Annotated in this window: 11 protein-coding genes; 5 read left to right on the top strand and 6 right to left on the bottom strand. The window is 62.3% G+C overall.

All coding sequences use genetic code 11. The annotated features are described in order from the left end of the window. From VNC39_RS09415 to VNC39_RS09400, 4 genes are all read right to left on the bottom strand, one after another. The coding region (locus VNC39_RS09415) for an NAD-dependent epimerase/dehydratase family protein (protein ID WP_325398501.1) at positions 1-232 on the bottom strand (232 nt) is incomplete at its 3' end. Between the two features lie 219 nt (positions 233-451). Next, positions 452-2,284: a DNA helicase RecQ gene (recQ, locus tag VNC39_RS09410; protein WP_325398499.1), complete on the bottom strand. Its 1,833-nt coding sequence runs from the start codon at positions 2,282-2,284 to the stop codon at positions 452-454. A 95-nt stretch (positions 2,285-2,379) separates the two neighbouring features. Then, positions 2,380-5,379: an autotransporter outer membrane beta-barrel domain-containing protein gene (locus tag VNC39_RS09405; protein WP_325398497.1), complete on the bottom strand. Its 3,000-nt coding sequence runs from the start codon at positions 5,377-5,379 to the stop codon at positions 2,380-2,382. A gap of 616 nt (positions 5,380-5,995) precedes the next feature. Next, positions 5,996-6,781: a helix-turn-helix domain-containing protein gene (locus VNC39_RS09400; protein WP_325398496.1), complete on the bottom strand. Its 786-nt coding sequence runs from the start codon at positions 6,779-6,781 to the stop codon at positions 5,996-5,998. 77 nt (positions 6,782-6,858) lie between these two features. On the opposite strand from VNC39_RS09400, the gene VNC39_RS09395 reads away from it, so the two are divergent. Further along, complete coding sequence (locus VNC39_RS09395) at positions 6,859-7,620, top strand: class I SAM-dependent methyltransferase (protein ID WP_325398494.1); 762 nt, start codon at positions 6,859-6,861, stop codon at positions 7,618-7,620. A 9-nt stretch (positions 7,621-7,629) separates the two neighbouring features. Here the strand turns inward: VNC39_RS09395 and tam are convergent, their stop codons facing one another. Further along, positions 7,630-8,400: a trans-aconitate 2-methyltransferase gene (tam, locus tag VNC39_RS09390; RefSeq protein WP_325398492.1), complete on the bottom strand. Its 771-nt coding sequence runs from the start codon at positions 8,398-8,400 to the stop codon at positions 7,630-7,632. 233 nt (positions 8,401-8,633) lie between these two features. Here tam and VNC39_RS09385 point away from each other — a divergent pair, with 233 nt between their 5' ends. The 4 genes from VNC39_RS09385 to VNC39_RS09370 all read left to right on the top strand — a co-directional run bounded on the left by VNC39_RS09385 (position 8,634) and on the right by VNC39_RS09370 (position 12,544). Then, positions 8,634-9,413, top strand: a complete 780-nt coding sequence (locus VNC39_RS09385) for an IclR family transcriptional regulator (protein ID WP_325398490.1) — start codon at positions 8,634-8,636, stop codon at positions 9,411-9,413. A 108-nt stretch (positions 9,414-9,521) separates the two neighbouring features. Next, a complete protein-coding gene (locus tag VNC39_RS09380; RefSeq protein ID WP_325398488.1) occupies positions 9,522-10,769 on the top strand; it encodes an aconitase X catalytic domain-containing protein in 1,248 nt (415 codons plus the stop codon). Next, positions 10,769-11,182, top strand: a complete 414-nt coding sequence (locus VNC39_RS09375) for an aconitase X swivel domain-containing protein (RefSeq protein WP_325398486.1) — start codon at positions 10,769-10,771, stop codon at positions 11,180-11,182. The genes VNC39_RS09380 and VNC39_RS09375 overlap by 1 nt, the downstream gene beginning before the upstream one ends. Before the next feature lie 33 nt (positions 11,183-11,215). Beyond that, positions 11,216-12,544, top strand: a complete 1,329-nt coding sequence (locus tag VNC39_RS09370) for an MFS transporter (RefSeq protein ID WP_325398484.1) — start codon at positions 11,216-11,218, stop codon at positions 12,542-12,544. A gap of 513 nt (positions 12,545-13,057) precedes the next feature. Here the strand turns inward: VNC39_RS09370 and VNC39_RS09365 are convergent. After that, positions 13,058-13,445 (bottom strand): chemotaxis protein CheW (locus tag VNC39_RS09365; protein WP_325398482.1); only part of this gene is annotated, 388 nt, incomplete at its 5' end.

Here is a 13,445-nt window from a genome sequence, read left to right as displayed (position 1 = left end):
TCACCGCATCCGGCTGGTGCGCGGCAAAGGCCGCGCGCATCGCCGCCGCGTCGCAAATATCCGCCTTGAGCAGCACATGGCGCTGGCTCTGCCCCGCCGCCGCCAGCGCGTCTTCCGACGCGGCATACGTCATCTTGTCGAGATTGACGATCTCATGCCGGCCCGACGCCACAGCCCGCCTGACCACCGCCGAACCGATAAAGCCGCAGCCGCCCGTGAGGAGAAGTTTCATCTTCTAAACCTGCTGACATCGCGTTGGGAAACCGACAGTTCGCCATCCGGCCGGGTCATGTCGGGTGGTCGTGTATGCGGAGATAAATTGTAAAAGCGCGAGGCGAATGGCCGCGAAATTATGGCGACAATTGTTTGTTGTCGGCAGTTAATGACATTTCGGTGCCATGCGCAATATGCGTTCTGTTGAAACCGGCCTTAAAAAACGACGCGCCGGCTTTCAGCCCTGGGCCTGGATTACCTGCAGAACGACCTCGCCGTACCGTTCGATCTTGGTCCGACCCATCCCCGGAATATCGCCCAAAGCGGCGAGGCTTTGCGGCCGCGCCGTGGCGATGGCCGCCAGCGTCGCGTCGTGGAAAATCACATAGGCTGGCACATTCTGTTCGCGGGCCAGCCGCGTCCGTTCCGCGCGCAAGGCCTCGTACAGACCCTCCGCCTCGGCGCCGAGGGCAATCCGCTCCTTTTTCTTGATCGTGTTCAGCGCCGAGCGGCCGGCCTGGTCGCGGCGCAGATGCACCGGTTCCTCGCCGCGCAAAATCGGCTTGGCGCGCGCGGTGGCGAATAACGCGCCGTAAGAGCCATGGTCCACCGCCAGCACCCCGCGCACGATCAATTGCCGGAACACCGAGCCCCAGCCCTTGCGGTCGAGCTCCTTGCCGACCCCGAACGTGGGGAGCTTTTCATGGCCGAAGCGCAGGATCTTCTCGTTTTCCACGCCGAGCAGCAGATCGATCAGATGCATGGTGCCGAAACGCTGTTCGGTCCGCAGCACGGCGGAAATCGCCTTGCGCGCTGCCGTGGTCGCATCCCAGGTTTCCACCGGCGTCAGGCAGGTATCGCAATTGCCGCAGGGCGCGTGCATCACTTCGCCGAAATGCGCGAGGATCGCCTGGCGGCGGCAGCCGGCGGTCTCGCACACGCCGAGCAGGGAATCGAGCTTGTTGCGCTCGATCCATTTCACCTCGTCCGGGGAATTGCCCTGGTCAATCATGTTCCGGCGCAACACCACATCCTGCAGCCCGTAGAGCAGCAAGGTTTCTGCCGCGGCGCCGTCGCGGCCGGCGCGGCCGGTTTCCTGGTAGAAGGCTTCCAGGCTGCCGGGCAGGTCCAGATGCGCGACGAAGCGGATATCCGGCTTGTCGATGCCCATGCCGAAGGCCACCGTCGCCACCAGCACCAGCCCGTCTTCGGCAAGGAACGCATCCTGGTTGCGCGAGCGCACCTCCGGCTCCAGGCGGGCATGATAGGGCAGGGCGTTGACGCCGTGCGCCTGGAGGGACGCGGCGGTTTCCTCCACGGTCGCCCGGCTGAGGCAGTAAACGATGCCGCTTTCGCCCTTGTGCGCGCCCAGAAACGCCAGCAATTGCCGCTGCGGCGAGGCCTTCTGCACGATCGAATAGCGGATGTTCGGCCGGTCGAAACTGGCCAGGAACATTTTGGCGTTATCGAGTCCGAGGCGGTGGCGGATGTCTTCGCGCGATTGCAGATCCGCGGTGGCCGTCAAGGCGATGCGCGGCACGCCGGGGAAGCGTTCTCCCAGTTGCGCGAGCTGCAGATATTCCGGCCGGAAATCATGCCCCCATTGGCTGACACAATGCGCCTCGTCGATGGCGATCAGCGCGATCTGCACGCCATCCAGCATGTCGAGAAAATCCGGCATCATCAGCCGTTCGGGCGCGACATAGAGCAGATCCAGCCGCCCGGCGCGCAGCTCCGCCCGCACCGCGGCCCGTTCCGGCCCGGTGAGGCTGGAATTCATCGCCGCGGCATTGAGGCCGAGCTGGCGCAACGCCGCCACCTGGTTGCGCATCAGCGCGATCAATGGCGAGACGACGAGGCCGACCCCCGGCCGGCAGAGCGCGGGCAACTGGTAGCAGAGCGATTTGCCGCCGCCGGTCGGCATCAGCACCAGCGCGTCTTGGCCGGCGATCACATGCGCGACGATCTCTTCCTGCTGGCCGCGAAAGCCGCGCAGGCCGAACACGTTGCGGAGCATCTCATGCGGGTCGGGGACGGACGCGTCTGGAACGGCGGCGCTGAGGCTTTGCATGCGGGCCTGACTACAGCCTGTTGCCGCGCCGCGGCAAACGGCGGCACGGGTTTTCTCCCATGCCGCCGGCCATCCTGCCTCTTTTCCGCGCGGGCTTAGAAGCTGTAGCGGCCTTCGAGTGCGAAATTCTCCGCCGAGGTCGCACTGCCGTACTGCCCGCCCCACTGGGCGGAAAGGCGCCACGGGCCGCGGCCGGTCAGATCCACGCCCGCACCAGCCGTGACGGCGCCCTGCGGAGCGGCCGTGGCGGTCTCGCTGGCGGTGAGCAGGCCGACCGTCTCGATCGCGCCGGCCCTGGTGTTGCCGACCGTGCCGAGGCCACCGGCCGCGATCCAGGGCGTCAACGTGCCGAAACGGGTGTTTATGACGAATCCGGTCTTCACGCCCGCACTGAACTGGCCGAGATCGGTGCCCATGGTGCCGAAAGTCAGGTTGAATGCGCCGGCTCCGGTCTCGGCGGCCTGGCCGAGGCTGGTATGGAGATATTCACCCGAGGCATAGGGGGTGACAAACGCCCGCGGACCGCCGAAGCGATATTGCACGCGCGTGCCGACATCGGTGAAGTAGCCGTTGCTGGCGGACTTGCCGGTGCCGACCCCCGCGAGGAACCGCGAGATGCTGTCGCCGATATGGCCGCCGCCGACCAGCGCCGTCGCCTCGAGGCGGCCGGTGGCGTAGATGCCATAGCCGTAGAAACCCACTGAATTGCCTGACACGCTTGAGCCGGCGCCATTGGTCCCAGTCCAGAGGCTGGAGACCGCGGCACCGATTGTCACGTGCCGGTTGGTGTTGGCCTGTGCGCCGGCACCAGCGATGAAGCCGCCTTCATTGAAGTTGAAGCCGTTCGCGGACCCGAAAGTGCCCAGGCCCTGCATCCAGGCGCCCTGCTTGGGTGAGCCCGAAGTCGCATTGCCACCAAGGATATTGTTCATGACGCCGAACAGCGCCTGATTGGTGACGAAGCTGCTCGCCGCGTAAATCCGGCCTGAACTGAAGGCTGGGCTGTTCGTCGGCACCGTGATTTCGAGCACGAGGTTGCCCGGGTCGGCCGGGTCGTCGAGGAGTTCCGCCGTCACCAGGGGGGAGTTGGAAGACAACGAGGAAAAGCTGCCGCTCACGCCGCCGGCCGCGGAGAGGAAGTTGATCTTGCTGCCGAGCACGGCGCCGGGATCCAGCTGAATTGAGAGGCCGCCGGCGAGCGTGGCCGTGCCGGTGACGTGGAGCTGGTCATTGCCGGTCGCCCCAACTTCGATGTTCAGGGTGCCGCCGGCTTCCTGCGTGAAGTTGCCGTTGATCGTCAATGTGCCGATCGACCCGCCGGGGAAGACCGTACCGGCGTTTATCACGTTGCCGTCAATGGTGCCGTGGCCGCGCAGCGTGCCGCCGCTGTTCACCATGACGTTGCCGCCCAGGGCGGCGCCGGGATCGGCCGCATCGCCCACTTCCAGCGTGCCGCCGGCAACATCGGTCGCGCCGGTGAAGCCGGAAGAATCGCCGTTCAAAACCGTGGTGCCGGCGCCGATGGTCATCGACGCCAAATTCGAGAGCACGCCGCCATAGGTGAAGCTGTTTCCCGTGCCCGGCTCGATGGCCAGCGTGCTGGTTCCCGTGCCGCCATCGATATTGCCGATCACGGAAGCGCTGCCGCCGAGAATTTCGACCGCGCTGTTGCCGCTGCCGAGATTGATCGCATCGCCGGTGCCATCGGCTTTGATCGTCCCGGAATCGATGATCGTCGCATCATTTCCGCCGGTGGATACCACTGCTTCCGAACCGCCGCTCTCGAGGGTGCCATTCGCCTCGTTGACGATCGTGACGGTGAAGTCGTTCGCCGCCCCCGTCACGGCGATGGCTCCGGCGTTCTGGCCAAAGATCAGGCCGCTATTGATGACTTCGCTGTTGGCGAAAATGCCCTCGGTCGGGATCGGGGCGCCTGTCGTCGGATCCTTGTCGAGGCCGGCCAGTGTGATGCCGCGACCGAGGCCGGTATTGGCGCTGCCGTCGGCATTGGTGGCGGTGTTGAAACCGGCGATGGTGCCGGAATTGGCGATGGTGCCGCCGCCGACGGTAATGCCTTCACTGGTATCGTCGTCGGCGTGCTGGGACACGATTGTGCCGGTGTTGGTCAGGTTGACGAGTCCGTCGACATCAACACCATCGCCGTCGCGGGTCGCGCCGTTGCCGATGATCGTTCCGCTATTGTTGACGGTGACGAGTTCGTTGCTGTTAAAGCCGTCAATATTGATGCCTGAGCCGTCATCGCCCTGGATGATTCCGGCATTGCTGACATTCATCGTGAAACTGCCATCTGTGCTGACATCGGAATTGCCGCCCGTGATGCCGTGCCGGGCGCCTTCGATGGTTCCGGTGCGCTCATTGGTGATCTGCACGCCGGTGTTCGTCTGGGCATCGACGCCGTCGCTGGAATCTGTGGAGTTCGGCGCATTGTATGAAAAGATCGTGCCGGCATTGTCGATCACGCCATTGACGCCCGGGCGCACGGCATCGGCTTCAAACGCCTCGAGCAACGCGCCTTTCGCGTTGAAGACAGAGTTGCTGCCGGTGGTGATGGCGTTGAGGTCGATCGCCTGCGCGCCGCCTTCTTCGGCGTTATTGGAAATGATCGTGCCGTAATTGTATATCGCAGCACTGTCGTCGCTGAACTGAGCCTGAATGTCGTCATCGTCCGCTGTCAGGATCGTGCCGAAATTTTCAACGACCAAGTTCAGGGCTGTATCCGTCTTGTCGCGGATCGCGCGGCCCGCATTGCCGTCGACGCCTGTTTCCTCCAGCGTTCCGTCGTTGACGATTGTGTTCGAGCCGCTGACCGCGACGGTGTTCTTGCCGTTATTGACGTTCAGCGTTACCCCGGTTGCGATGGTGAGCTGGTCACCGGATGAGAGCGTCAACGGGGTCGTGCTGTTGCTGCTCACGGTCGTGGCCGTCTGCGCGTGCGCCTGACCATGTTCGAACAGGGCCATGGCGATGATCACGGCGAGCGCGCCCTGCTTGATCCTGCGGTGGTTTTTGATCATGGCCGCCATGCTGCGCTCGTCGGCCATCGCCAGCAGGCAGTTTTCTGTTTCCGCGTTCATCGGAAAAATGCTGGCGGACAGTCGATGCGCGATTTTGCTTTTGCGGCCACACGCTTTCACCGGAGCGGCCTTGATGGAGTCTCGGGAGTTCTCCGAAACTGCGGCGAACATGTAACTCATGGCGAATGAAATCTCCGACGGATTGTTAGCGTTTGCTACGGCAAAATGATCATTCGCCATCAGCGTTGAAACGTTTTTGAGGGGGTGAGGCCTGAGATGGATGGCATGGAATGGGGGATGCCATGCAGATTTGTTGTAGTGCCTACTTCATAACTATACCTTTATCCTGGTCCCGGGCGGCGCGATCTTGCATGGCGGTTACGGCTATCATGTAGACAGAATAGATAACAACATCCGTAATGTTATAGATCGGTTACACGGCAACTCCCGCGGTGCTCCGTCGCGGTTCAATGTTGGAAAAGATGCGGGGTTTTACGGTGGCATTGCGTGGCGCTTGTGATTTTTGCTGCGCCGGAAATTCTCGTGCCGGATCGAGACTTCTCAATCATGAGTAGAATAAATAGCGCGGAACGATCCATAAACGCGCATTATGGGGAGTTGGGCGCTCGTGATCGAGATTCTTGAAAACGTCGACGAAGCCCGTGGATGGCGTGCGTCAAAGCTCACGCGGGTTTCGCGGAAATAGTACCACGAGCTTATAGTCGGGGCGTTGGGCCGGGCTGAAACTATATTGCTCGTAACTGAGCGGCCCGTCCTGCGGGTGCAGGAAAATCCGCACGCCGCCCTCGCGCGCCATGACGGACTGGACACGCCATTCAAGGGCGAACAGCGCGCTTTCATCGTGCAATTGATCGACCAGTTCGCTCATGGCTTTATCGTTGAGGGCGCGGCCGTAATCGGCCCGAAATTCGGCAAGCAGCCGGCGGACGCGATCCTCCCAATCGGGAATCAGGCTTCGGGCAGATGGGGCGGTGAACGCATAGCGCAGAAGATTTTTTTGCGCTCCACGCCCCAGCCAATCATCGAAAAGATGTTTCGCGGCCTGGTTCCAGCAACAGGCATTCCACAACCTGTCGAGCCCATAAGCGGGATGGTCCAAGACCTCAACCAGCGCCCGCACCGGGTCTGGCGCATCGGCGATCGGGGCCGATTGTGGTATGTCCGGATCGCCGCGTCCGGCCAATTCGAAGAAATAGGCGCGTTCCGCCGGGGTCAGTGCGAGTGCGACGGCCAATCTCGCCAGTGTTTCCGGAGACGCCCTGACATCACGCCCCTGTTCGATCCAGGCACACCAGGTGACGCCGATGCCGGCACGTGCCGCCAATTCCTCGCGCCGCAATCCGGGCGTCCGGCGCCGGCGGGTCAGTACGTCCGGCACCACGCGCTCGCGGTGCGCGCGGACAAATTGTCCGAGCAGACGCCGTTGTTCCTCGCTGTCCATAGGTCTTTTTATAACAGGATAAACTCATCCATTGTAATAGGTTAATCAAAGTGGTTTTTGGCGGGAGGAGGTGATTCATGAACCGTTTGCACGATGCCGTTGTTCAAGATCAGTTCGGGCCGCGCGCTGCGGCCTATGTGCAAAGCGCCGTGCACGCCGCCGGCGAGGACCTCGATGCGCTGGAAGCGGTGGTCCGCCGCGAGGCTCCGGCGCGGGCGCTCGACCTCGGATCAGGCGGCGGGCACGTCGCCTACCGGCTGGCGCGTCATGCCGCCGCTGTGACGGCCGTTGACCTGTCGGCCGCGATGCTGGCGGCGGTGGCCGATACGGCGCGCGCCCGTGGCCTGCCGAACATCGAGACATGCCTCGCGCCGGTTGAAGGGCTGCCGTTTGCCGACGCGTCATTCGATTTCGCGGCCAGCCGCTTCTCCGCCCATCATTGGCGCGATTTCGCGGCGGGGCTGCGGGAGGCGGGGCGGGTGCTTAAGCCCGGCTCGACGGCCATGTTCATCGACGTGGTTTCCCCGGGCGTGGCGGCGTTCGACACGCATCTGCAGGCGATCGAATTGCTGCGTGATCCGTCGCATATTCGCGATTACAGGGCAGCCGAATGGGAGGCCGCGTTGGCCGGCGCCGGGTTTCGCGTGCGGAGCACGCAGATGCGCCGGCTGCGCATGGACTATCCGACCTGGGTCGAGCGCATGCGCACGCCGGAAGCGCATCGTGTGGCGATCCGGTCGCTGCAGCAGAATGTCGCCAGCGAGACGGCGGCCTATTATGGCATTGAGCCGGACGGTTCCTTCACCCTCGATACGCTGCAGATTGAGGCGGCCGTCTGAGGGCGTGTTTCAGCGCGTCGCAACGATGAACAGCCGCGGGAAGGGCAGCAGCACCGTGCCGTCGGGGTGCGCGGAATAGACATCCGCGAGACTTTCCCGATAGCGTCGGAGATATGCCGCCTGGTCATGTGCATCGAGCGCCGCCAGGAAGGGTCTTAAGCCGCTGCCTTTAAACCACTCCACCACCGCATCCACCCCGCCGGCAAGCGGATGGTGATAAACGGTGCGCCACACATCCACGCGGGTGCTGTGCGGCTTCAGAAGATCGTAATACCAGTCCGCTTTTTCCAAGCTTGTCCGGGCTGCCGCGGCGCTGGAGAGGCTTCCAGCCCACGGCCCCTCGGTTGCCACTTTGCGCATCAGCCGATGCGCCGGTTCGTCCAGATTGTCGGGCATCTGGATGGCAAGGCTTCCCCCGGGGGCGAGACGCTCCATCAGGTGCGGCAGGAGCGTAATGTGGTCGGGCACCCATTGCAGCACGGCATTCGCCAAAATGGCGTCGAACGGGCCCGGCTCGGCCCATGTTTCGATCGCGGCATTTTCGAAGCTGAGCTGTGGCAACCGCCGGCGCGCGGCCGCGATCATGTCGGGGGAATTGTCCACGCCCTTCACCACGGCGCGGGGAAAACGCGCGGCCAGGATTTCGGTGGAATTACCCGGACCGCAGCCCAGATCCACGACAGCGTGGGCGTGCGTATCCGGAACGGCGTTGAGCAGGTCGCGCACCGGACGGGTGCGCTCATCCTCAAACACGGCATATTGCGCGGCAGACCATTTCATTTCACGTTACCTCTACAGCTAGGAGTGGAACCGGCGGCGCCTGAATCGCAGCGCTGAGGCATAGTGGACCCCGCCATTCGGTGGGCAGCCATAATTAACATAAACGACACACGAGCGCTCCTTTGCCCCCCCCAGGACGGGCCAGGCCAGGCCACACTTGACGGATGATCGCAACACGATCATCAGTTGCGGCATAGTAAAAATAAGTTGTGTTAGCTATAATGACACGCGCTATGGTAGAAGAAACGCCCCTATCCAGGAAGTCGGCGGTCGGCAATTTGTTGTGCCTGCTCGATTATCTGTCCAGCCTGCGGCGCGGTGCCTCCGTCGTCCAGATCGGTGATGCGCTTGGCCTGTCGCGCTCGCAAGCGCACCGAATCGTCAAGAGCTTGACGGCGGAAGGCGTACTGAGCCGGCATCCGCGTTCCGGAAGCGTCATCTTTGGCCCGCGAATGGCGGGGATTGCGCTTCGGCTGCTCGGTGGTTCCTCAATTCGGCCGCTCTGGCACACCGTGCTCACCACGCTCGTCGACGAGGTGGGCGCGACCTGTAATCTGGTGGTCTATGACCGTTGCGTGGGCACGTATTTCGACCGGATCGAAATCAATTGGCCGCTTCCCGTACAGTTTCGCGTCGGCAGCACCATTCCGTTGCATTGCACCGTGGGAGGCAAGCTCTACCTGGCCATGTTGCCGCGGGCAGAGCGCGAGGCGGTGCTCGATGCGCTGCCGCTGAACCCATTTACAGCGCGTACCCACACCGAGCGGAATATATTCGAACAGCATCTCGCGACGGTGGCGGCACAGGGATACGCAATCAACGAAGGCGAATTTTTTCCCGATCTCGCCGCCGTCGGCGTGCCGGTCTGCGATGCGGATAACCGGCTGGTCGCGACCCTCGGCATGCAGGCGCCCCTGGCACGTCTTTCCCTCGCAGACGCGCAGGACCAGGTGCCCCGCCTGCAGCGGGCCGCTGCACAGCTGATGGCCGTATTCGACGCACAGGATGGATGATTGTCGCGGAGGATGCGACACTAGATTTTGCCTATGCCGGCATGCTCCCTTCTCTGTACCGATGGTCTCAGTCTATCCTTCCAGCGAATTAACTGGAGGAAAGACGGCATGCGGCTGAACGACGAAGAGTCCGACATGCTTGCCGGCAAGCAGGGCTGGGCGCGCCAATGGGCCCTACAGCACCAGCTGGCTGTCGGCGAGATGTTCGATGCGGTGGATCTGGTTCCCGTCGGGCAGGCCCATATCATGGGTGATCCGGAAGCGACCGGCATTGCGGGTATTGAATTCCTCGAAACGTTGGGCGAGCTGCCGATCGAGCAACGGCGCGTGCGTATCCCGACCATTACCGATCCGCGCGGCATTGACTTCGCCGCCTATAAGCGTCTGCGTCAGACCGATGTCATGGCGACGCGCGAGGCCCGCCTCACCGCCGCCTTCGAGGCGTTGGGCGTGATGATGACGAATACCTGCATCAATTATCAAACGATCCTGCCGCCCTCGCGCGGCGAGCATCTCGCTTTCGGTGATACAGGCGTTGTCATTTACTCCAATGCCGTGCTCGGTGCGCGGAGCAATTTCGAGGGCGGGCCGTCGGCGCTCGCCGCAGCGTTGACCGGACGGACGCCCCGCTATGGCTACCATCTGGCGGAGAACAGGCTGGGTACGCGTCATTTCCTGGTCAAGCGGCAGCCGCGCGATCTCAGCGAATGGGGTGCACTCGGCGGCATTGTCGGGCAGCGGAGCGGACATTACTGGGAGGTGCCGGTGATTTCGGGGCTCGAAGTCAAGCCGGGATCAGATCAACTCAAGCATTTCGGGGCGGCGCTGGCCAGTTTCGGCTCGGTTGCGATGTTCCATATGCCCGGCATTACCCCGGAAGCTCCAACGCTGGCTGAGGCATTCGGCGGCCGGGCAGTGCCGGACGCCGAATTGATCGATGACGATGCTTTCCTCGCTTTTGACCGCGCCTATGCGGCGTTGGGCGAACAGCTCGATGTTGTCGTCTTTTCAGCGCCGCAACTGTCATTGCTGGAACTGGAACAGGTGGCGGGCCTACTTGATGGCAAACGCGTCGCCACAACGACGACGCTGATCGCCGCAACTTCGCCCGAGATCAAGTTTGCCGCGGACCGTATGGGGCTGACTCGACGCATCGAGGAGTCCGGGGGCGTTTTGCTGTCTGGTGTTTGCTTTTATCAGAGCTATGCGCGGGAGATGGCCGAAGCCAATGGCTGGAAGCGGCTCATGACCAACTCCGCCAAACTGGTTAACATCATTGGCGGTTATGGCTATCTGCCAACGTTGGGTAGCATGGAACGCTGTGTCGACAGCGCGGTGGCGGGGAGGGTCGTATAATGCCGATTGTTCTGAATTGCCACCGTGGCATTGGCCCCGATGTGCGTGGTACCGCGCTCGTCGCCGCCGATAATTTCAGCGCCCGATACGACCTTGACCGTGAGAAAGGCATCTTCTCCCGGCCGGCGCACAAGCTGCATGGCCAATCTTATGTCGGAAAGATTCTGGTCCTGCGCGAGGTGAAGGGTGGCGTTGCCTCCGCTTGGATGCTGCGGGAGATGGTCGCGATGGGCCTCGCCCCCGCGGCGCTGCTGTTTAACCGGGTGAATCCGATCGTCGCACAGGGAGCGGCGTTCGGTGATCTGTCTTTGCTTGACCGCTTCGCCGAGGGTGATGTGACGAGCCTGATCGAGACCGGTGATCAGCTTTTCGTGGAGCCCGCGGCCGGGCGTGTGACAATTCTCAACCTTTAACAGGCTGGAGCTGCAGCTTCTGCGAGGAACGCCATGGATGAAGTGCCCGACGTGAAGAGAGCTCCGCTAGCACCCTCGCGGCGGGCGACATGGTATGGCTGGTTCGTCGTCGCCATGGGCGCGCTGGTTTTCATGAGCAACTATACCGACAAGACGTTGATGTCGGTCGTTGCGCCGCACATGATTAGCGACATGCATGTCAGCAAGCTGGCGATGGGCGGGATCTTCTCCGCGTTCGCGCTCACTTATACGGTTTTGCAGCCGCTGCTGGCCTGGGGCGCCGATGTTTACGGCGCGCGTCGCTCCGTCGGTTTGATGGTTCTGTGGTACGGGCTGTTTACGGTCCTGAGCGGCATCAGCGTCTTCAATCTCACGGCGCTGACTTGGATGCGCGCCGCGACCGGCGTGGGCGAGGCGGCTTCGATGCCGGCGGCGACTGGCGGCGTCTCGCCCTGGGTGCCGTCCGGGTATCGGACGGTCTCGCAGGGCGTGATGCACGCCACGACGCGGCTTGGTGCTGCGCTCACGGTACCGGTTTCGGTCGCCGCCATTGCCGCCTTCGGCATCCCTGGTCCGTTTTATATCTTCGGATTCGCAACGATTCTGATCGGGCTCATCTGGGTCGCCGCTTATCGTACGCCGCGCGGCGGCGCCTCGCGCAACCGGCTCGCACAAGGGCGGGGCGTATGGCTGGCGATCTTACGCAGCCGCAGCATGTGGGCGCTTTGCGTTGCCGATTTCTGCTATTTTTACACGCTGACGATTTACCTCACCTGGTTGCCGACGTTTCTGATCAAAGACCATCATTTCACGATGTTGAAGGTGGGAATTTACGGGTTCCTGCCGTTTGTCGGCGGCATTTTCGGGAGTGTGGGCAGCGGCATTCTCTGCGACTATCTGTCCGCCCGCACCGGCAACACGCGGCTGTGGCGACGGGTTATTCCCTCGGTCGGCATGGTTTGCTCGGTATTGCTGCTGGTGCCGGCGGTCTATGCGCATGGGCAGATGCTGACAATCATGCTGTTCTTTTGCTCATTCTTCTTCCTCGATGCGACGATCTCCGTGTTTTGGGCGATTGCGATGGATATGGGAGGAACATATGCCGCGACCGCGGCGGGGTGGATGAACACCTGGGCCAATGTGGGAGGCGTGATATCACCCATCGTCTTCGGGGCTCTCGTTCAAATCACCGGGAGCTGGACTCTGCCTTTTCTGGTGGCGTGCGTCCTGATGCTGATCGGCGCCGCCGCCGTCTGGCTGATTGACCCTGACATGCGACTTTCCAATCTGGTTGGAAAATATCAAGACCTCGGCGGCAAGATCGCCGCCCCCACGGAGAGCGGATCGCAGTCGGTTATTTAAAAGAAAGTGGCCGCTTTTTGAAAAAAGCGGCGCAAAAACTTTTGTTTTGCGCTGGGCCTGAGGCGGTGAAACCGCACGGGCCCAGAGTTAACAAAGTTTTTTTGCTACTTTTTGTTCACAAAAAGTAGCCTTTCTTTCTAAGCCGCGTCGAGTTCGGCCTCGATGCTGATGTCCTTCGGCATGACGGCATCGATCGCCAGCACGCCGACAATCTTCTGGTCATGCATCAGCAACGCTTCGACGAATTCACGCGACGCGGCGCTGCCGTTCCGGCCACCCGCTGCCGATGTTCGATCACCTCGACCAGCGAGGTACCGTTCGGCGCCACGCTCGGCAGGTCCAGCCTTACGGAAAGCGGATCGCAGTCTGTGTTTTAAAAGAAAGTGGCCGCTTTTTGAAAAAGGCGGTGCAAAAACTTTTTTGAAACTGGGCCCGTGCCGTTGAAACCGGCACGGGCCCAAAGTTAATAAAGTTTTTTTGCTACTTTTTGTTCACAAAAAGTAGCCTTTCTTTCTAAGCCGCGTCGAGTTCGGCTTCGATGCTGGTGTCCTTCGGCATGACGGCATCGATCGCCAGCACGCCGACAATCTTCTGGTCACGCATCAGCAGCGCTTCGACGAATTCCCGCGACGCGGCGCTGCCGGTTTCCGGTGCCACCTGGCGCATCTCGTCGGTGGTGGTGATGATGTCGGACACCGCGTCGACCAGCAGGCCGATCACCCGGTCCCCATGTTCGATCACAACGACCACCGAGGTGCCATTCGGCGCCACGCTCGGCAGGCCGAGCCGTTCCGCCAGGTCGATGATCGCCAGCACGCTGCCGCGCAGATTGATCATGCCCTTGATGTAGGAGGGCGCGTGCGGAAGGGGGGTGGAGGAGATCCACCCCCTGATTTCCCGG

This window comes from Acidocella sp., from assembly GCF_035535915.1.
Lineage (GTDB): Bacteria > Pseudomonadota > Alphaproteobacteria > Acetobacterales > Acetobacteraceae > Acidocella.
This window is presented reverse-complemented; position numbering and strand designations above follow the sequence as displayed.

What these genes read in the sequence shown, in the direction of transcription:
- VNC39_RS09395 (WP_325398494.1), top strand. Translation starts at nt 6,859, where the DNA reads ATGAACCGTTTGCACGATGCCGTTGTTCAAGATCAGTTCGGGCCGCGC.
- VNC39_RS09380 (WP_325398488.1), top strand. Translation starts at nt 9,522, where the DNA reads ATGCGGCTGAACGACGAAGAGTCCGACATGCTTGCCGGCAAGCAGGGC.
- VNC39_RS09375 (WP_325398486.1), top strand. Translation starts at nt 10,769, where the DNA reads ATGCCGATTGTTCTGAATTGCCACCGTGGCATTGGCCCCGATGTGCGT.
- VNC39_RS09385 (WP_325398490.1), top strand. Translation starts at nt 8,634, where the DNA reads ATGGTAGAAGAAACGCCCCTATCCAGGAAGTCGGCGGTCGGCAATTTG.
- VNC39_RS09400 (WP_325398496.1), bottom strand. Translation starts at nt 6,781, where the DNA reads ATGGACAGCGAGGAACAACGGCGTCTGCTCGGACAATTTGTCCGCGCG.
- recQ (WP_325398499.1), bottom strand. Translation starts at nt 2,284, where the DNA reads ATGCAAAGCCTCAGCGCCGCCGTTCCAGACGCGTCCGTCCCCGACCCG.
- VNC39_RS09370 (WP_325398484.1), top strand. Translation starts at nt 11,216, where the DNA reads ATGGATGAAGTGCCCGACGTGAAGAGAGCTCCGCTAGCACCCTCGCGG.
- tam (WP_325398492.1), bottom strand. Translation starts at nt 8,400, where the DNA reads ATGAAATGGTCTGCCGCGCAATATGCCGTGTTTGAGGATGAGCGCACC.
- VNC39_RS09405 (WP_325398497.1), bottom strand. Translation starts at nt 5,379, where the DNA reads ATGAACGCGGAAACAGAAAACTGCCTGCTGGCGATGGCCGACGAGCGC.